The sequence below is a fragment of the Janthinobacterium sp. P210005 genome, assembly GCF_036231865.1.
Taxonomy (GTDB): domain Bacteria; phylum Pseudomonadota; class Gammaproteobacteria; order Burkholderiales; family Burkholderiaceae_D; genus Janthinobacterium; species Janthinobacterium kumbetense.
Window position 1 is genome coordinate 1304514 of sequence record NZ_JAZARC010000001.1, and the last position, 18578, is coordinate 1323091.

Annotated in this window: 10 protein-coding genes; 6 read left to right on the plus strand and 4 right to left on the minus strand. The window is 65.8% G+C overall.

Annotated elements, in window-relative coordinates:
* The first annotated feature begins 28 nt into the window (after nucleotides 1-28).
* Genes VPH40_RS05715 through glpK form a run of 4 tightly spaced genes read left to right on the plus strand, consistent with a single transcriptional unit; the run spans nucleotide 29 to nucleotide 5913 of the window.
* A complete protein-coding gene (locus VPH40_RS05715; RefSeq protein WP_328572941.1) occupies nucleotides 29-2050 on the plus strand; it encodes an alpha-glucosidase in 2022 nt (673 codons plus the stop codon).
* Between the two features lie 7 nt (nucleotides 2051-2057).
* Complete coding sequence (locus VPH40_RS05720; protein WP_328572942.1) at nucleotides 2058-2819, plus strand: TSUP family transporter; 762 nt, start codon at nucleotides 2058-2060, stop codon at nucleotides 2817-2819.
* Nucleotides 2820-2866: 47 nt separating this feature from the next.
* Nucleotides 2867-4426 (plus strand): glycerol-3-phosphate dehydrogenase, encoded by a 1560-nt coding sequence (gene glpD, locus VPH40_RS05725; protein ID WP_328572943.1) that lies wholly within the window; start codon nucleotides 2867-2869, stop codon nucleotides 4424-4426.
* Complete coding sequence (gene glpK, locus VPH40_RS05730) at nucleotides 4423-5913, plus strand: glycerol kinase GlpK (protein ID WP_328572944.1); 1491 nt, start codon at nucleotides 4423-4425, stop codon at nucleotides 5911-5913. Before glpD ends, glpK begins: the two co-directional genes overlap by 4 nt.
* A 184-nt stretch (nucleotides 5914-6097) precedes the next feature.
* On the opposite strand, the gene alaC is transcribed toward glpK, so the two are convergent.
* Nucleotides 6098-7315, minus strand: a complete 1218-nt coding sequence (gene alaC, locus VPH40_RS05735) for an alanine transaminase (RefSeq protein WP_289897497.1) — start codon at nucleotides 7313-7315, stop codon at nucleotides 6098-6100.
* A 308-nt stretch (nucleotides 7316-7623) separates the two neighbouring features.
* Between alaC and VPH40_RS05740 the strand changes: the two genes are divergently transcribed.
* On the plus strand, nucleotides 7624-8307 hold the full coding sequence (locus tag VPH40_RS05740; protein ID WP_257218975.1) for a pentapeptide repeat-containing protein: 684 nt from the start codon (nucleotides 7624-7626) through the stop codon (nucleotides 8305-8307).
* A gap of 163 nt (nucleotides 8308-8470) precedes the next feature.
* On the opposite strand, the gene VPH40_RS05745 is transcribed toward VPH40_RS05740, so the two are convergent.
* Nucleotides 8471-9685 carry an MFS transporter gene (locus tag VPH40_RS05745; protein WP_251348267.1) on the minus strand — a complete coding sequence of 405 codons (1215 nt, stop codon included), beginning with the start codon at nucleotides 9683-9685 and terminating at the stop codon, nucleotides 8471-8473.
* A gap of 120 nt (nucleotides 9686-9805) precedes the next feature.
* Between VPH40_RS05745 and VPH40_RS05750 the strand changes: the two genes are divergently transcribed.
* Nucleotides 9806-10747 (plus strand): LysR family transcriptional regulator, encoded by a 942-nt coding sequence (locus VPH40_RS05750; RefSeq protein ID WP_328572945.1) that lies wholly within the window; start codon nucleotides 9806-9808, stop codon nucleotides 10745-10747.
* 24 nt (nucleotides 10748-10771) lie between these two features.
* On the opposite strand, the gene VPH40_RS05755 is transcribed toward VPH40_RS05750, so the two are convergent.
* Together VPH40_RS05755 and VPH40_RS05760 are read right to left on the minus strand one after the other, a co-directional pair.
* The gene (locus VPH40_RS05755; RefSeq protein ID WP_328572946.1) at nucleotides 10772-16858 is read right to left on the minus strand and encodes a YDG domain-containing protein; all 6087 of its coding nucleotides are present in this window, start codon (nucleotides 16856-16858) and stop codon (nucleotides 10772-10774) included.
* Nucleotides 16859-16892: 34 nt separating this feature from the next.
* Entirely contained in the window at nucleotides 16893-18560 is a 1668-nt protein-coding gene (locus VPH40_RS05760; protein ID WP_328572947.1) for a ShlB/FhaC/HecB family hemolysin secretion/activation protein, read from the minus strand.
* Between the last annotated feature and the right edge of the window lie 18 nt (nucleotides 18561-18578).

The following is an 18578-nucleotide window of genomic DNA, read 5'->3' on the forward strand; positions in this document are numbered from 1 at the left end:
CGGCCGGTTTTCACAGGAGTTGATCGTCATGCAGTACACACTACACCAGGAAAATGACAGCGTCGCCCTGCGCTGCGCCGGCCGCTTGCTGCTGCGCCACGGCGCCGATGCGCCATGCGTGTTCGTCGGCCAGGGCCGCGAAAGCATGGAAATGTACCGCGGTAACTTTGCCATCGAAGATTACGTCGAAGAGCGCAGCGCCCTGCGCGCGCTGGCCGTCACGCAGGACGGCGACGGCGCCACCCTGAGCTTTGCGCGCCATGCGGGCGACACGCCGCAGCTGGTGCTGGCCGTGCAAGCGGCGCCGCATGGCGTGCACCTGGTGGTGCGCTACGCGGCGCCGGGCTGGAACCGGCTGTGGCTGCGCCTGCCCGCGGAGCAGGACGAGCATGTATGGGGCTGCGGCGAGCAGATGTCGTACTTCGACCTGCGCGGCCGCCACTTCCCCCTGTGGACGTCGGAGCCGGGCGTGGGCCGCGACAAGTCGACCCATTTGACGTGGCAGGCCGACGTGACGTCCAAATCGGGCGGCGACTACTATCACACGAATTATCCGCAACCGAGCTTCATCTCGTCGCAGCGCTACTGCCTGCATGCGGAGACGACGGCGTATGCGGACTTCGATTTCCGCCAGCCGGACTTCCACGAGCTGCAATTCTGGGCCATGCCCGAGCGCCTGGAATTCATGCTGGCCGACTCCTTCGTCGACCTGGTGGGCGTGGTCTCGCAACGCTTCGGCCGCCAGCCGCAGCTGCCAGCCTGGCTGCAAAATGGCGCCATGCTGGGCCTGAAAGGCGGCGAAGAGCATGCCCGCGCCATCCTCGCGCAGGCGCAGGAACACGGCTTGCCCGTCAGCGCCCTGTGGTGCGAAGACTGGGTGGGCTTGCGCCAGACGTCGTTCGGCAAGCGTTTGTTCTGGGACTGGCGCTGGCAGCCGCAGCGCTATCCCGACCTGAAAAACTGGATCGCCGACCTGGCCAGGCAGGACATCCGCTTCCTCGGCTACGTCAATCCGTATTTGTGCAACGACGGCACCCTGTACCAGGAAGCGCTGCAGCAGGGTTTCCTGGCCACGGCCATCGATGGCGGCGCCTACCTGGTGGACTTCGGCGAATTCGATTGCGGCGTCGTCGACTTCACCAACCCGGCCGCCGCGCAATGGTTCGAGGAACGCATCCTGCGCCAGGAAATGCTCGATTTCGGCCTGTCCGGCTGGATGGCCGATTTCGGCGAATACCTGCCGATCGACCTGCGCCTGCACAATGGCGTCGATGCGCGCCTGATGCACAACGCCTGGCCGACCCTGTGGGCCGAAGTCAATGCGCGCGCCATCGAAGCAGCTGGCAAGACGGGCGAGGCCACCTTCTTCATGCGCGCCGGCTACACGGGCGTGCAAACGCACTGCCCGCTGCTGTGGGCGGGCGACCAGTCGGTCGACTTCAGCCGCCACGACGGCTTGCAGACGGTGATCTGCGGCGCCCTGTCGTCCGGCCTTCTGGGCAACGCCTACCACCACAGCGACATCGGCGGCTATACGAGCCTGTTCGGCAACCTGCGCACGGCGGAACTGTTCCAGCGCTGGACGGAGATGGCCGTCTTCACGTCGATGATGCGCACGCACGAAGGCAATCGCCCGGACGAAAACTTCCAGTTTTACCAGGATGAGCAGGTGTTCCAGCACTTCGCCCGCATGACGCGGCTGCACGTGGCGCTGGCGCCCACCATCCGCGCCCTGGCCGAAGATGCCGTGGCGCGCGGCTTGCCGCTGCAGCGCCCCCTGTTCCTGCACTATGAACACGACCGCGCCACCTACGCCATCCAGGACCAGTACCTGTTCGGTCCCGACCTGCTGGTGGCGCCCGTGCATGCGGCGGGCGCTGCGCGCTGGAGCGCCTACCTGCCGCAGGGCGACGCCTGGATCCACCTGTGGAGCGGCGCCGTCTTCGAAGGCGGCCAGCGCATGGAAGTCGACGCTCCCCTGGGCCAGCCGCCCGTCTTCGTGCGGCGCGGTTGCGCACAGCAGGATTTCTTCCTGTCGCTGGCGAAATGAGCATGGCATGAGCGTGGCGTCGCACTTGCTGTTCCTGGCCTGCGTGGCGCTGGCCAGCGCCGCGCAGAACCTGACGGGCTTTGCTTTCGGCCTGATCCTGCTGGGCCTGACGGCCGTGCTGCACCTGGCCAGCCTGGGCGACGTGGCCAACGTGGTCAGCGTGCTGGTGCTGGTGAATGCCGCCATCACCTTTGGCCGCACGCGCCCGCAGCTGGCCTGGCCCGTGTTCGGCCCTTCGCTGGCCGTCAGCCTGCTCGGCGTGGGCGCGGGCGTGGCCCTGCTGGGCTGGTTCAGCGCGCAACAGGTGACCCTGCTGCGCTTCCTGCTCGGTTGCGCCATCGTCGTCTGCGCGTGCATGCTGGTGCTGCGCGCCAGCGCGCGTGCGCGGCAATCCGGCCTGCCCGCCTTCCTGTTCTTCAGCAGCGTGTCCGGCGTGATGGGCGGCCTGTTCGCCAGCGCCGGCCCGCCCATGGTGTACCACCTGTACCGCCAGCCATGGCCGGCCGACATGATCCGCCATTCGCTGATCGTGCTGTTTGCCGCGAATGCCGTGCTGCGCCTGGCCCTCGTGCTGGCGCACGGCCAGTTCAGCCTGACGGCACTGTGGCTGACCCTGGAAGCCTTGCCGCTGGTGACGGGGCTGACGTGGCTGGCGCGCCGCCACCCTTCGCGCCTGCCCATCGAACACGTGCGCCGCGCCGTCTTCGTGCTGCTGCTGATCGCCGGCCTGGCCCTGGTGCTGCCGCCCGTGCTGGCCCTGTCCGCCTGAGGCGGCGCCTTTTCACTGTTTACCCTTTTTTACGAGACGAACCTTCCATGTCCGCTTCCCGCTTTTCCTCCCTGCCCGCCGACTGCGACCTGCTGGTCGTCGGCGGCGGCATCAATGGCGCCGGCATCGCGCGCGACGCGGCCGGCCGCGGCTTGCGCGTGGTGCTGTGCGAACAGCACGACCTGGCGCAGCACACCTCGTCCACCTCCACCAAGCTGATACACGGCGGCCTGCGCTACCTCGAATACTATGAATTCAAGCTGGTGCGCAAGGCGCTGCAGGAACGCGAAGTGCTGCTGCGCGCCGCGCCCCACATCATGTGGCCGATGCGCTTCGTCATGCCGCACGACGCCGCCCAGCGCCCCGCCTGGATGATACGCGCGGGCCTGTTCCTGTACGACCACCTGGCCAAACGGGCCTTTTTACCCGCCTCGCAAGGCATCGCGCTGGACCGCCATGCGGCGGGCGCGCCGCTGAAGGCCGGCTACCGCAAGGGCTTCGTGTATTCCGACGGCTGGGTCGACGATGCGCGCCTGGTGGTGCTCAACGCGCTCGACGCGCAGGAACACGGCGCGCACATCCTCACGCGCACGGCCTGCGTCGACGCGCGCCGCGACGGCGACGCCTGGCACGCCACCCTGCAAGCCGAGAATGGCCAGCGCAAGACCTTGCGCGCGCGCGCCATCGTCAACGCGGCGGGACCGTGGACGGCGCAATTTGCCGGCGCGGCCGGCGGCGGCAAGACGCAGGGGTTGCGCCTGATCAAGGGCAGCCACATCATCGTGCCGCGCCTGTTCGAGCACCCGAACGCCTACATCTTCCAGAACCCGGACCAGCGCATCATCTTCGCCATCCCCTACCAGGATGACTTTACCCTGATCGGCACCACCGACGAGGAATACAAGGGGGACGTGAGCCAGATGAAGATCAGCCAGGCGGAGATCGATTACCTGTGCCAGGCGGCGAACCGCTATTTCAAGCGCGAAATCGGCCCCGCCGACGTCGTGTGGACGTATTCCGGCGTGCGCCCCCTGCTCGACGACAGCGCGCAAAACGCGTCGGCCGTCACGCGCGACTACCTGCTGGAAGTGGCGCGCGGCGCAGCAGCAAAGGGCGCGCCCCTGCTCAATATCTGGGGCGGCAAGATCACCACCTACCGCAAGCTGGCCGAGGAGGCGCTGGGCCTGCTGGCGCCCCTGCTGGACAATGCTTCTCCGGCCTGGACGGCCCACGCGCCCCTGCCCGGCGGCGACCTGCAGCAGGTGAATCAACTCGTGGACAGCCATGATTTCGACGCTTTCCTCGCGCGCTTCCAGCGCGATCACGCCTGGCTGCCGCCTGCGCTGGCGCACCGCTATGCGCGCGCCTATGGCAGCCGCGCCGCGCGCCTGCTGACGGGCGCCACGTCGATGGCCGACCTGGGCGCGCAACTGGCGCCCGGCCTGTACGAAGCCGAAGCGTGCTATCTGGTCGAGGTGGAATGGGCCAGGAGTTGCGACGACATCCTGTGGCGCCGCAGCAAACTGGGTTTGCGCTGCGCGCCGGCCGACGTGGCGCGCCTGCAGCAATGGCTGGCCGCCCATCTGGCGCAAGAGGTGGCGGCATGACGTATTTGCTGGCCCTCGACCAGGGCACCTCCAGCTCGCGCAGCATGGTCTTCGACGAAGCCGGCGCCATCGTCGCCATGGCGCAGCGCGAGTTTCGCCAGCTCTTCCCGCAGCCGGGCTGGATCGAGCACGACCCGATGGAAATCTGGCACAGCCAGCTGGCGACCTGCCGCGAAGTGCTGGCCAAGACGGGCTTGCAGGCCGACGCCCTCGGTGCGCTGGGCATCACCAACCAGCGCGAAACGACGGTGGTATGGGATCGCGCCACGGGCGAACCCGTCTACAACGCCATCGTCTGGCAAGACCGCCGCACGGAAGCGCTGTGCGAGGACCTGCGCGCGCGGGGCCTGGCCGGCGCCATCCATGCGAAGACGGGCCTGGTGCTCGACCCGTATTTTTCCGGCACCAAGCTGCGCTGGATACTCGACGCCGTGCCCGGCGTCCGCGCGCGGGCCATGCGCGGCGAACTGGCCTTCGGCACCATCGATACCTGGCTGGCATGGCAGATGACGGGCGGCCGGCTGCACGTGAGCGACGTCACCAACGCTTCGCGCACCATGCTGTGGAACCTGCATGAAGGCTGCTGGGATGCCCAGCTGCTCGACTGGCTGGGCATTCCCGCCAGCCTGCTGCCGACCGTCCACCCTTCGAGCCACGTGTATGGCGAAACGGATGCGGCGGTGCTGGGCAGCCCCGTCATCATCGGCGGCATCGCCGGCGACCAGCAGGCGGCGCTGTTCGGCCAGACCTGTTTCACGCCGGGCATGGCCAAGAATACCTATGGCACGGGCTGCTTCTTGCTGCTCAACACGGGCGAGCAATGTGCGCAATCGCAGCATGGCCTGATCAGCACGGCCGCCTGCCAGGTGGGCGCGCAGCCCGCGTATGCGCTCGAAGGCAGCGTCTTCATCGGCGGCGCCGTGGTGCAGTGGCTGCGCGATGGCCTGGGCGCCATCGGCCACGCGGGCGAAGCGGAAGGCCTGGCCGCCTCCGTGCCCGATTCCGGCGGCGTGGTCTTCGTGCCCTCGTTTACAGGCCTGGGCGCGCCGTACTGGGTGCCCTCGGCGAAAGGCGCCATCCTGGGCCTGAGCCGGGGCAGCACGGTGGGCCATATTGCCCGCGCCGCGCTCGAAGCGATCGCCTTCCAGAGCGCCGCCCTGCTGGGCGCCATGACGCGCGACGCGCAAGCGCCCATCACGGAGCTGCGCGTGGACGGCGGCGCCTGCGCCAACAACCTGCTGCTGCAATTCCAGGCCGACTTGCTGGGCATCCCCGTCGTGCGCCCGCAAGTGATCGAAACGACGGCCCTTGGCGCGGCCTACCTGGCGGGCCTGGCCATCGGCCAGTACCGTGGCGTGGACGAGCTGGCATCGCACTGGCGCGCCGACAGGACGTTCCTGCCCGCCATCGGCCGCGACCAGGCGGCCAGCCTGATGCAGCAGTGGGAGGTGGCGGTACGGCGGTTTACAGGTGCCGGCGACGCATAGCCGCGCGGAATGACAGGCAAAAAAAAGCCCGCTGCGGGAGCGGGCTGAATCTATTTCCTTGGAGGAGATAGAGGAGACAAATGAATGATGCCGCGTTGCAGCATATAAAACCACTTTATATTCGTGATGTCAGAAATACGCAGCAGTGATATTAGGGGCAACAGACAATTCCATACGGCAACTTTTACGTTGCCGTTTCCGTTTTTGCGTCGCCGGAACGCAACATATTCTTGATGCCGCGCAAGGCTTGCCGGACGCGCGCCTCGTTTTCGATCAGGGCGAAGCGCACGTATTCATCGCCGTATTCGCCGAAACCGATGCCGGGCGACACGCTCACCTTCGCTTTTTGCAGCAGCAGCTTGGCAAACTCCAGCGACCCCAGGTGGCGATACGCTTGCGGGATATGCGCCCAGATATACATCGAGGCCTTCGGTTTTTCCACCATCCAGCCCGCCTCATGCAAGCCTTTCACCAGCACGTCGCGGCGGCGCTGGTACTGGGCGCAGATTTCCGTGACGCAACTTTGATCGCCTTCCAGCGCGGCAATGGCCGCCACTTGCACGGGCGTAAAACTGCCGTAGTCGTGGTAGCTCTTGATGCGCGCCAAAGCGGCCACCAGTTCTGCATTGCCCACCATGAAGCCGATGCGCCAGCCCGCCATGTTGTAGCTTTTCGACATGGTGAAGAATTCGACGGCCACGTCGCGCGCGCCCGGCACCTGCATGATGGACGGCGCCTTCCAGCCATCGAAGGTGATGTCGGCATACGCCAGGTCATGCACCACCAGGATATTGTGCTGTTTCGCCAGCGCGACGACCCGTTCGAAAAATTCCAGCTCCACGCATTGCGCCGTGGGGTTGGACGGGAAGCCCAGCACCATCATCTTCGGCTTCGGGTAGCTTTCGCGGATCGCCCGTTCCAGCTCGGCAAAGAAATCCACGCCAGGCCCCATGCGCACGGAGCGGATATCGGCGCCCGCGATGACGGCGCCCCAGATGTGGATCGGGTAGCTGGGATTGGGCACCAGCACCGTGTCGCCACGGTCCAAGGTCGCCAGCATCAGGTGCGCCAGGCCCTCTTTCGAGCCGATGGTGACGATGGCTTCGCTGTCCGGGTCGATGTCGACCTCGTAGCGCTTCTTGTACCAGTGGGCAATCGCGCGGCGCAGCCGCGGAATGCCCTTGGAGGCGGAATAGCCGTGCGTGTCGGGGCGTTTCACCGTCTCGACCAGCTTGTCCACGATGTGGGCCGGCGTGGCGCCATCGGGATTGCCCATCGACATGTCGATGATATCCTCGCCACGGCGGCGCGCGGCCATCTTGAGTTCGGCGGTGATATTGAAAACGTAGGGGGGAAGGCGATTGATGCGCGAAAAGCTGCGCGGAGCTTGGCTGTCGGTCATGGTTATCTCTGTACGTAAGCGCCCGGATCCGTCCGAGCGACGTTGGCGCAGTGGCTGCGCCTGCAACGATACTAACCCGGCTTCGCAAGAACTGGCAAGGCCGATTCGGACAAGCTACAATACGCGCTGATCGAAAATGAGCGCACCGGTTGGTAACCCGGTAAGTGCCCGGCACCGTCCGGCATGCTCCCGCCCACGCGGACCCACGGCGCTGACCCTTGGCTGTTACACCAGCCGGGGAGGTGTTCTGGTTCGTGCATTTTCCCGCCGCGCCATCCCTCCCCTGCTTTGATTAGGAATAAAAACGGATGGCAACACACGACACCGCAGTAAGCAACATGACCCTGGACCGCGCCGGCATCGAGCAGCAGCTGGCCCTGCCCGTGCGCCACTTCATCGATTGTGCGTTCGACGGCGAAGACTTGTCGCGCCTCGATCTGCAGGGCTGTACCTTCGAGCGCTGCACCTTTGCCGACACCAATCTGTTCGCCAGCAAACTGGCGCGCAGCACCTGGCGCCGCTGCCGCGCGGGCAGCGCCGATTTCGAATCCGTCGACGCCGTCGACGCCAGCTTCGAAGGCTGCGACCTGAACAACACAAAATGGCGGCGCGCCAAGCTGGCCTCGGCCACCTACCGCGGCTGCAAGCTGACGGGCGCCTCGTTCGAGGAAGTGGCCCACCTGGGCCTCACCTTCGAAGACAGCCTGCTGGTGGGCGCCGACCTGCGCGGCTTCTCGTTCCGCAAGGCAATATTAAAACAGCTGGACTTTTCCGACGCCTACCTGGCCGGCTGCGACTTCCGCGACGCCGTCTTTGAGGGTGGCAGCCTGCGCAACGCCACGATCAAACTGGCGAAGTTCCAGGGCGCGGACTTGCGCGGCGCCGATATCGACGGGTTCAAATTGAGCGAAGCGTCCTTGCTGAAAGGCGCCGTCATCACGCATGCGCAGGCGGCGAACTTCATGCGCGCGCTCGATCTGGTAGTGATTTAATCTGCAAAGACAAAAAAAAGCCCGCTACGGAAGCGGGCTGAATCTATTTCCTTGGAGGAGATAGAGGAGACAAGTGCATCTTGCGGCATCGCGGCATATCACGCCACTTTATCTTCATGATGATAGAAATAGCCGCTAGTGATAACGAGCCGCCATCAGGGTTTCAAGCCGTGCGGCGCGCGGCCAGCGGCAGAAATTCTCCCAGCCATACCAGCAGGGCCAGGCCCGGAAACGCCATGCCGGTCAGCAAAGTTGCTTGCCAGCCATAGCTGGCATACACCCAGGCGCCGATGGCCGAGCCGGCCGCGCCGCCGGCGAAGAACAGGGCGAAATACAGGCCGTTCAGGCGGCCGCGCACTTCCGCGCCCAGGCTGAAGATGGCGCGCTGGCCCAGCACCAGATTCGCCGCCACGCCCATGTCGAGCACGATGGAAGCGACCACCAGCAGCCCCAGCGCCACATGTTTCGACTCGGGCGCCAGCATCGGCAAGGCAAAGGCGACGACGCCCAGCGCCAGCGCGGCGGCCGTGGCGGGCAAGGTGTGGCCCGCATCGGCCAGGCGGCCGGCGATGGGCGAAGCGACGGCGCCCGCCATGCCCACCAGGGCGAAGATGGCGATGCCCGTTTGCGACAGGCCGAACGCGGGGCTGGACAGCACCAGCGGCGTGACGGTCCAGAACAGGCTGAAGGCGCCGAACAGGCCCGCATGATAGGCGGCGCGGCGGCGCAGCACGGGCGTGCCCAGCAGCAAATGCCACAGCGAAGCCATCAAGGCCGGATAGCGCATGCTCGACACGGGCTGGCGCACGGGCAAGGCGCGGCGCAGCACCAGCGCCAGCAAGACCATCAGCACGGCGGCGCCGCCAAACACCACGTGCCAGCTCGCATGGGCCGCCACCAGCGAAGCGACGGGACGGGCCAGCATGATGCCCAGCAACAGGCCGCTGACCACCTTGCCCACCGTCTGGCCCCGCGTCGCTTCCTGCGACAGGTGGGCGGCAAACGGCACGATCACTTGCGCCGCCACGGACCCGAGGCCGATGGCCAGCGCGGCTGCCAGGAACACGATGGCGCCCGTGGAGAGGGCCGCCGCCACCAGGGCCGTGGCCGTCACCAGCAAGGCAGTGACGATCAGGCGGCGGTTTTCCAGCAAGTCGCCCAGGGGCACGACAAACAGCAGGCCCAGGGTATAGCCGACTTGCGTCAGGGTAACGATCAGCCCGGCCGCCTTGGCCGACAGGCCCGTGGAGGCGCTGATGGGCCCGACCAGGGTTTGCGCGTAGTACAGGTTAGCGACGATCAGGCCGGAAGCGATGGCCAGCAGCAGCACCATGGCGGGCGCAATGTCGTGGGGAGCAGAAGGTGAGGCCTTGTTCATGTTGTTTCCTCGGTTCGATAGGGATGTCGCCATTCTAGGCAAAACCGGGGCAAAGATAATTAGGGCATAATCGCCCTACACTTTTCACATAAGATGAACAATACAAGGACAGGCTATCCCATGGACAAGATCAAGGCCATGCAGACCTTCGTGCGCATCGTCGAGGCCAACAGTTTTTCCAAGGCGGCCGAAACCTTGAATTTGCCGCGCGCCGCGCTGACGGCCACCCTGCAAAAGCTGGAAGCCTACCTGGGCACGCAACTGCTGCAGCGCACTACGCGCCGTTTGTCCCTGACGCCGGAAGGGGCCGAGTACTTCCGCCATTGCCTCGATATTTTAAAAGCCGTCGACACGGCGGAACTGGCGTTCCGCGGTCCGGACGCGAAAAAACCCCGTGGCTTGCTGCGCATCAACCTGCCCAACACGGTGGGCCGGCGCCTCGTCATGCCCCATATCGCGCAATTCCACGCCGCCTGGCCGGACGTGCAACTGCAGCTGAGCCTGACTGACCGCCTGGTCGACCTGACGCAGGAAGGCATCGATTGCGCCTTGCGCGTGGGCACCTTGCAGGATTCCGCCTTCATCGGCAAACAGGTCGGCCTGATGCGCTTCGTCACGTGCGCCTCACCCGCCTACCTGGCGCGGCACGGCACGCCGCACACCCTGACCGACCTGGCCGCGCACCGGGGCATCATGCATTACTCGGGCCGCACGGGACGCGCCTTCGACTGGGATTTCCTGCAAGGCAAGGAGGTGGTGCGCGTGCCGATGGCCGGCCCCATCGCCGTCAACGACGCCGACGCCAGCGTCGCTTGCGCGCTGCAAGGACTGGGACTGGCGCAGGCGGCCGTGTACCAGGTGCGCGCGCACCTCGACAGCGGCGCCCTGGTGGCCGTGCTGGCGGCTCACCCGCCGACGCCGATGCCCATGTCCCTGCTGACGCCGCAAGGCCGGCTGGCCACGCCCAAGCTGCAGGCGTTTGCGGGCTGGATCACGGCCCTGTTCGAAGCCAATACGGATCTGCAGCCTCCTGGCAGGGCGGCTGCCGCACGGGCCGGCTAGCCGGGACAAGCACGGCCCTGGCTGTTACGGCATGGCCGGGCCGCTGGTCATGCCGGCCGGCAACAGGATACCGCCGTCGAGCACGCTCAATTGCAAGCCCGGCAGCACCTGGCGGGATGCCTGGCCGGCCACGCTGGCCACGACAGGCGCGGCAGGGCCAGCCGCCGCTTTGCCGCCATGGGCATGCTCCGCGACCACCATATTGCCCGCCAACGGCACGGCGGCGACGGAAGCGGCCGCTGCCGTCAGCGCATTGCGCAAGGCTTCCGCCGGCTTCACCTTCAAGCTGCCGGCGACATAGCCGATCGCATAGTTGTTCGACGTCTGCCCTGCGGCGGCAACCTTATAGTTGCCGGCCGGCGAACCCGCGCCAGCCTCCGTACTGAACAGCAGTTCGCCGCGCAGTTCCGATGCCACGCTGTCGCCTGCCAGCAAGCCCGCATAGCCGACGTCAAAGACAGGATTAGGGCGCCCCTGGTCTTTCTCGGCATTGTTCACCGTCACGGTCAATTTCGCCTGCGTAATATCGGCCCGCGCCGCCGCCGCCGTGTTGACCACATAATTGCCGGCGTCCAGGCCACTCAGGCGTATGCCATCCACGCGTACCGTCTTGCCCTGTCCCGCATTCTTGTCGGCAAACTGGGCAGCATTGCTGCTGATGCTCAGCTGGTCGCCGGCAAGACGGTCGTCGCGCCAGTTCACGCTGGCAGCGACGCTCGCATCGTAAACCTTGTTGATACCCGTGATACCCACCGTCAGCGCCGCCGGCGTGATGCTGGCCGTCAAGCCGCCCGGGTTCGCCACCGTGTAGTTGCTGGCTGAACCGCTGGCCGTGTCGGCCAGGGTCGTGCCCGTCACCGTCACCGCCTTGGCCTTGCCCGCGTTCTTGTCACCGAAGCTGGCCGTCATCCCGGTCACGCCCAGGCGTTCGCCTTCGACCAGGCCGGACAGCACACCGCCGCTGACGCTGGCCTGGCGCGTGCCGTCGTAGACCTTGTCGAGCGCCGCCGCCCCCGTCACCGTCAAGGCTTTGGGCGTGATGCTGGCCGTCAAGCCGTTCGGATCGGTCACCGTGTAATTGCCGGCCAAGCCGCTGGCCGTGTCGACCAGGGCCGTGCCCGTCACCGTCACCGCCTTGGCCTTGCCCGCGTTCTTGTCGCCGAAGCTGGCCGTCATCCCGGCGATGTCCAGGTGCTCGCCTTCAACCAGGCCGGACAGTACGCCGCCGCTGATGCTGGCCTGGCGCGTGCCATCGTAGACCTTGTCGAGCGCCACCGCGCCCGTCACCGTCAGGGCCTTGGGCGTGATGCTGGCCGTCAAGCCGTCCGGGTTGGCCACCGTGTAGTTGCTGGCCAAACCGCTGGCCGTATCGGCCAGGGTCGTGCCCGTCACCGTCACCGCCTTGGCCTTGCCCGCGTTCTGGTCGCCGAAGCTGGCCGCCATCCCGGCGATGTCCAGGCGTTCGCCTTCGACCAGGCCGGACAGAACCCCGCCGCTGACGCTGGCCAGGCGCGTGCCGTCATAGACCTTGTCGCCCGCCACCGCGCCCGTCACCGTCAGGGCCTTGGGCGTGATGCTGGCCGTCAAGCCGTCCGGGTTGGCCACCGTGTAGTTGCTGGCCAGCCCCGTATCGCTGGCCAGCACGGCGCCCACCGTCACGGCCTTGCCGTTGCCGGCGTTCTTGTCCGAAAAATAGCCGCTCAGGCCAGACAAGATCACGTTTTCCGAGCCGACGAAACCGCTCAATGTGCCGCCCGTCACGCGCGCGTCGGCATTGCCATCGTAGACTTTATCTTGCGCGGCGACGCCGCCGAGCGTCAGCGCCTTGGGCCGGATGGTGCCCGTGATGACGGCGTCCGTGGCGGCCAGGATATAGTTGCCGCTGTCGGCGCCAGCCAGCACGATATCGCTGACATACACCGTTTTACCGCTGCCCGCATTCTTGTCCGCGAAATTGCCTCTGGCAGTGACCACGGCAAGACTGTCGCCGCTCACCATGCCGTGCAAGACCGCCGAAGCGACGCTCAGACTGGCCCCCAGGCCGCCGTCATACACCTTGTCATCGGCCTTGATGCCCGTCACGCTGCTGATGGTGGCTTTGGTGATCGCGCCGCTGAAGTCGCCGATTGGCGCCAGCGTGTAGTTGCCGGCCGCACTGCCGCCCAACGTGACGCTGGCCGTAATGGCGAGATTGTTGCCGACATTCTTGCTGGCATACGAGCCGGACAGCAAAAAGCTCAGCTTGGCCACGTCATCGCCCAGCACGCCACTGAGGCTGCCGCCAGCCAGCACGGCAGAGGTGTTGCCGTCATACACCTTGTTGCCCGCCGAAACGCCATTCAGGCTGATCTGGCGTGGCGTAATGGTCACGCCGCCATCGACATAGCTAATCAGGTAGCCATTCTGGGCCGTGGAATACACGCCGCTGGCCCGCACCACATAATTGCCGGCATTGACCGGGCTACCGGACGCATTGTCATATGTCAACGAGCCTTGCAGCAGGGAAGGATCGACCACCCTGGAATAGCTTACGGTGACGGGATCGCTGGCGAGGCCATCATAGACCTTGCTGCTATGCGACACCGTCACCACCAGGGGCGTCAGGAAGGAACGCAGCAATGGCGTGCTCTGTCCTTCGTAAATCACCCAGGTATTGTTCAAGTCCCACGCCGGGCTACCCGCGCCGTTGCTGCCGTTGTAGTTGGCCAGTTTTCTCAAATCGGCCGAACTCAAGCCCGTGCCGCCCTGGCTGCCGGCCTGCCCGCTGATCTGCGTATCCCAGTAACTGCCCGTGGCATCGGCGGCGGAGGCGCCGCCTGCCAGCCCGCCAACCCCCGCTGCGCCGCTGACGGCAACGGCCGCATAGCTGTTACGGATGCTGCCGCCGCGGCTGTCGCCAGCCAGGCCGCCCACATTCACGCCGCCCGTCGCGCTGCCCAGCGCGTAACTGTCGACAATTTCGCCCGTATTGCTGCCCACGAGGGCGCCGACCTGCGCATCGCCCGTGACATTGCCGGTAACGAAACTGCCGCTGATTTTGCCCGCGTTCGCGCCGGCGAGCGCGCCCACATCGCTGCCGCCGGTGATCCGGGCGTCGCTCAAGCCCAGATCCGAGATACTGCCATTTTTGCCGAGAATGCCGATCAGGCCGATTGCAGCGCTCCCCTGCCGGAAGATACGCAAGTCGGAAATGATGTGGCCGGCGCCATTGAGGCTGCCCGTGAACGGCGACGCGGCGTCACCGACAGGCACGAAGCCTTTGCCGAGCCAGATATCGCCGCCGGCCGTCGCCCCCGCGCTGAAGCTGCTGCCCAGGGTATAGGCTGCCGTCTTGTCCATCGCCATCAGTTGCAGCTGGTGCGCGGAATTGATGGTGGTCGAGTACTCGCCGCTGAACATCGGCAACGTGCCGCCCTTGCCGTTCATGCCGCCGTTCGATCCCACCGTCACCCAATTGTTGCCCGTGGCGCCAGCCGTCGTCGTGAAATTGAATGTTGGATAACTTGCAGGATCACCCATTGCAAGGTCCGTCAAGCCGACGATATTGCTCGTTCTGCCATTGCCTTGGCCCAGGCCCGTCAGGCCGTGGTTGGCGCTGCTGTTGTAATAGGCATTGCTCACGTTGCCACCGAAATCATTGTAGCCAACGATGCCGCCCCGGTTATCGTGCTGCGCATTGACCGCGCCGAAGGAATAGACATTGTCCACACTCCCCCGGTTCCGGCCGACGATGCCGCCCGCATAGTTGCCCGCATTGACGCTGCCAGTGGCATAGCTGTTGCTGATCCTGCCCGCATAAACATCACCGACGAGGCCGCCAAAACCCTGCTCGGACTGCACATCGCCGGAAGAGTAGACATTGCCGGTCGCATAGCTGTTGCTGATCATCCCGCCCAGCCGGCCAGCCAATCCGCCGGCGATGGAACTGCCCGTCACGCTGCCCGTCGCATGGCTGTCGCTGATATTGCCTGAGGTGAATGCCGCCAGGCCGCCCGTAAAGACATCGCCCGCGACGTCGCCCGTGGCAAAGCTCTTCGCGATGGTGCCAGCGTTTTCAAGCACCAGCCCGCCGGCCGTGCCCTTGACTACGGTCACCTTCATGCTGCTGCTACTGTTGCTGACGCTGCCGCCACGTTCATTTTCAGCAACCAGCCCGGCAGCTCCGCCACCGTAATTGGGAGTGTGTTCGATACTGCCGCTGCTGCGGCTGTTGTTGATCACGCCGCCATTCACGCCCACCAGGCCGCCCGCGTAAATATACCCCGTCAGCTTCAGTTCGCCGTACGCACTGACGTTATCGATCAAGCCCGCGTTTCTTGCCGCCAGCATGCCCATCCGGATCTGCCCGTACTTGCCTTCCGGCGCCTGTATCCGAGTGTTGACGAGATTGAGGTTGCGCACCACGCCCGACGCGCCGATGGCGCCAAACATGCCGACATCGGCATAGTCCGTCAGCCGGGTGAGGGACAATCCCGTGACGTCATGGCCCAGGCCGTCAACCCTGCCCAGGAATGGCGTCCCTGTGTTGCCGATGGGCACGAAGCCCTTGCCGCCGTCCCAGTCGAGCGTGGCACTGGCGTCGATATGGCGGCCCAGCGCATAGTTGCCTCCCAGGTTGGCATTCATGCCCTGCAAATCGGCTGCGCTCAGGCTGCCAGCCGCACCTGTGCTGTTGATCACCGTATAGCTGATCACTGCGCCATCCGTGCCCTGCCTGGTGCTGAAGCTATTACCCGATGGCAAGTCCACTTCCGCCTTCACGTTGTAGGTGGACAGGTTGCCGGCGGCGACGCCGCGCTGGCCATACTCGAGCGCCAGGCTGGCCGTACCGGCACCGCGCAGCGGCGCATTGATATTGATATTATTGTGCGCCGTCAAAGTCAGCTTGTTGGCCGACCAGCTGATCGTGTCGTTGACATGGATATCGCCTGCCGCGCCGCCGCTGGCGACCGTTGCGATGGTGACATTGCTGGACTTGAGCGCATTGCTGTAAAACGCGCCGGTCTGGTTGCCGCCCGATGCCGCGATCGTGAAATCGGTCGGATCGATCAGCCACATGCCCGTCGTGCCCTTCATCGCGGCCGTGCTCACCTTCAGCGCGTCGTCGATCTTCACGTGCGCGGCCGAGGTGTCGATGAAGCCGCCATTGCCGCCCGCAGGCGCGCTGGCGTCCAGGGTGCCGGCCGCGTTCACCGTGCCGCTTTGCATGTCGCCCAGCAACTTGATCGTGCCGCCGCGCGTGTCGATGCTGTGCGCCTCGATCACGCCCGTGTTGTTGACGACGGTTTTCAGCAAGTCGCCCGCCGCCTGCGCCGTCAGGACGACGCTGCCGCCATCGGCCTGGATCAAGCCGCCGTTATTCACGAGAGCGCCCACGGCGCCCCGGTCCACCGCCACGTTCAGCAAGCCATCACCCGCCACGTCCAGCGTGATGGCCCTGCCCGCCGCCAGGGCCACCGAGCCCAGGCGCGCCTGGATCGTGCCTTCGTTCGATACGTTTGCGCCCAGCAAGGCCACATAGCCGCCCGGCGCGCTGATGTTACCCTGGTTCAAGACTTTACCGCTGCCATTGCCGGAAAACTGGTACTTGCCCGCCATGAAGTCGGCATTGCTGATATCCAGTGTGGAAGCCACCAGGCCGGCCGTGTTCACGGACGCGCTGTGGCCGAACAGCACGCCGTTCGGATTGACGATAAACACCTTGCCGTTGGCCGACAGCTTGCCCAGGATGGTCGTGCCGTCGCTGCCCAGCACGCGGTTCAGGGCCACCGCATTGCTGTTGGGCTGCTGGAACTGCACCGATTCGCCCTTGCCGATATTGAAACTGGCCCAGTTGATGACGGCATGCTGGCTGCCCTGCTGGATCACGGTATTGCCCGGCGCGCCGTTGATCGTCGCCTGGCCCGCCACCACCGTGCCGCCCGCCGGCCCCGCCAGGGCCAGGGAGCCATAGCCGAGCATCAGCGCCGCCGCCATGCCGGTCAGGGCGAAATGCGCGCCGCCCCCGCTGCTGCCCGGCATCGAGCGCTTGCCGGCGGATTTGACGTTTTCGGAAACGGCGGCGTACGCGCCGATGGCCTGGTTCCAGATGGAGCGGTAGATGCGGTTCATGGCAGTGTCCTGATGTTTTAGCTTGTATTAATATTTAAAAGTACTTGACGGCTTGCAACCAGAAGCGGCCTGCCGCATCCGGTGCCGAGGTCGCCTTGGCATTGCCCAGCTTGTGCGCGTAATACGCCTTCAGCACGAGCGCGTTGGCGCCCGTCCACGTCACGCCCACGCCCGCGCCGCTCAGGGTGCGGCGGTTGTCGCCGGCGCTCCAGGCATCGCGGTTCAGCTTGACGGTGCCCGTGTCGGCAAAGGCCAGCACTTGCAGCTGGCCGGGAAAGGCCGTGAACGCCGTCACGTTCTGGCGCAGCTCCACATTCAGCACATAGCCCTGGTCGCCATACGCTTCGCCGCCCGGATAGGCGCGCACGCCGCCCACGCCGCCCACGCCCATCTTTTCCGACACATCGAGGTTTTTCGACGCCGCCTGGCCGCTGACGGTGCCGAACAAGCTCGTCTCGCCGCCCAGGCTTTGCACACGCGCCGCGTTGAAGGCCAGCTTGTTGAAGTGGCCGTTGCTGTTCACCGTCGCGCGGTCGAGCGCCAAGGTTGCCGGCGTCTCGATATCGATCTTGCCCGTGGTAAAGGTCAGCGAATACGTGCTGGCGCCGCCACCGCCCCAGCCATCCTTGCTGTCGCCATTCAGATTCAGCATCCACACCTTGGCCTTCTTGTCGTTGACGCTGCCCGTCGACTCCGTGCGGTCCTGGAAAGTCTTGTCGTCATAGCTGACCTGTGCATACAGGTTGTTGCTGCGCGAGCGGATCAGCGGATAACTGCCATAGGCGCTGGCGATCTTCGCCGTGCCCTTGGCGTCGAGCACGGCAAATTCCTTGCCCAGCTTGTAGTCCATATAGGTGTAGGCGCCGCCCAGGCGCAGCAAGCCCGCCTGCCCCTGGTAGGCCAGGCGGCCATAGTTCAGGCCGTCGGCCGAGGTGAACGCGCGCACGGTGGCCACGTCGCCGATGCCGGCCAGTTCATTGATATTCAGGGTGGCGCCGATGCGGTTGCGGCCCGTGTAGCGGTTGCCCTGGTTATCCAGGTCGATGCTGCCGTTGAAGCGCGAGCCCGGCTGCACGTCGACGATCAGGTCGGACGCCCCCAGCGAGGCGCCCGGCGCCAGCGTCGAGCTGACCTGCACGCCCGGCAAATCCGACAGCAGCAGCAAGCGGCGTTCCAGCGGCGCCGTGGCGATCACCTGCCCGTCCAGGCCCGCCAGCACGGTGCCGGCCAGGCCGTCGGACAGATTGCTCTGGTTGCGCAGTTGCACCTGGCCATACTGGCCTGGCAACACGCTGATCGTGACGACGCCATCCTTGATATCTTGCGCGGGCAGATAGGCTTGCGCGAGGAAATAGCCGCGATTCTGGTAATAGCTGGCGATGTTGGACGCCATGGCGCGCAGCTCGCCCAGGGTCAGCTCGCTGCCTGCAGTAAACCCCGAGGCGGCCACCAGTTCGCTCTCGGTGAAGACTGGCGGTGCCGTGATCTGCAGGCGCTGCACCGTGATGCGCGTGCTGTCGCCCACCGTGGCGGCGGGCACGTTGCCCTGCTGCACGCGGATGGCGGGCGGCGCTTTCGGCAGCGAGGGCGCCACGGGAATCTGCTGCAACTGGCTGCCCGCACTGGGGGGATCGACGGCCCAGGCGGTCTGTATCAGCGCCAGCAAGGGCAGCAGGGTCAGGGGAAGAAGTTTACAACGCAAGATAAGCCTCTCGGTCGC

What these genes read in the sequence shown, in the direction of transcription:
- VPH40_RS05740 (WP_257218975.1), top strand. Translation starts at nt 7,624, where the DNA reads ATGGCAACACACGACACCGCAGTAAGCAACATGACCCTGGACCGCGCC.
- VPH40_RS05750 (WP_328572945.1), top strand. Translation starts at nt 9,806, where the DNA reads ATGGACAAGATCAAGGCCATGCAGACCTTCGTGCGCATCGTCGAGGCC.
- glpK (WP_328572944.1), top strand. Translation starts at nt 4,423, where the DNA reads ATGACGTATTTGCTGGCCCTCGACCAGGGCACCTCCAGCTCGCGCAGC.
- alaC (WP_289897497.1), bottom strand. Translation starts at nt 7,315, where the DNA reads ATGACCGACAGCCAAGCTCCGCGCAGCTTTTCGCGCATCAATCGCCTT.
- glpD (WP_328572943.1), top strand. Translation starts at nt 2,867, where the DNA reads ATGTCCGCTTCCCGCTTTTCCTCCCTGCCCGCCGACTGCGACCTGCTG.
- VPH40_RS05715 (WP_328572941.1), top strand. Translation starts at nt 29, where the DNA reads ATGCAGTACACACTACACCAGGAAAATGACAGCGTCGCCCTGCGCTGC.
- VPH40_RS05755 (WP_328572946.1), bottom strand. Translation starts at nt 16,858, where the DNA reads ATGAACCGCATCTACCGCTCCATCTGGAACCAGGCCATCGGCGCGTAC.
- VPH40_RS05720 (WP_328572942.1), top strand. Translation starts at nt 2,058, where the DNA reads ATGAGCGTGGCGTCGCACTTGCTGTTCCTGGCCTGCGTGGCGCTGGCC.
- VPH40_RS05745 (WP_251348267.1), bottom strand. Translation starts at nt 9,685, where the DNA reads ATGAACAAGGCCTCACCTTCTGCTCCCCACGACATTGCGCCCGCCATG.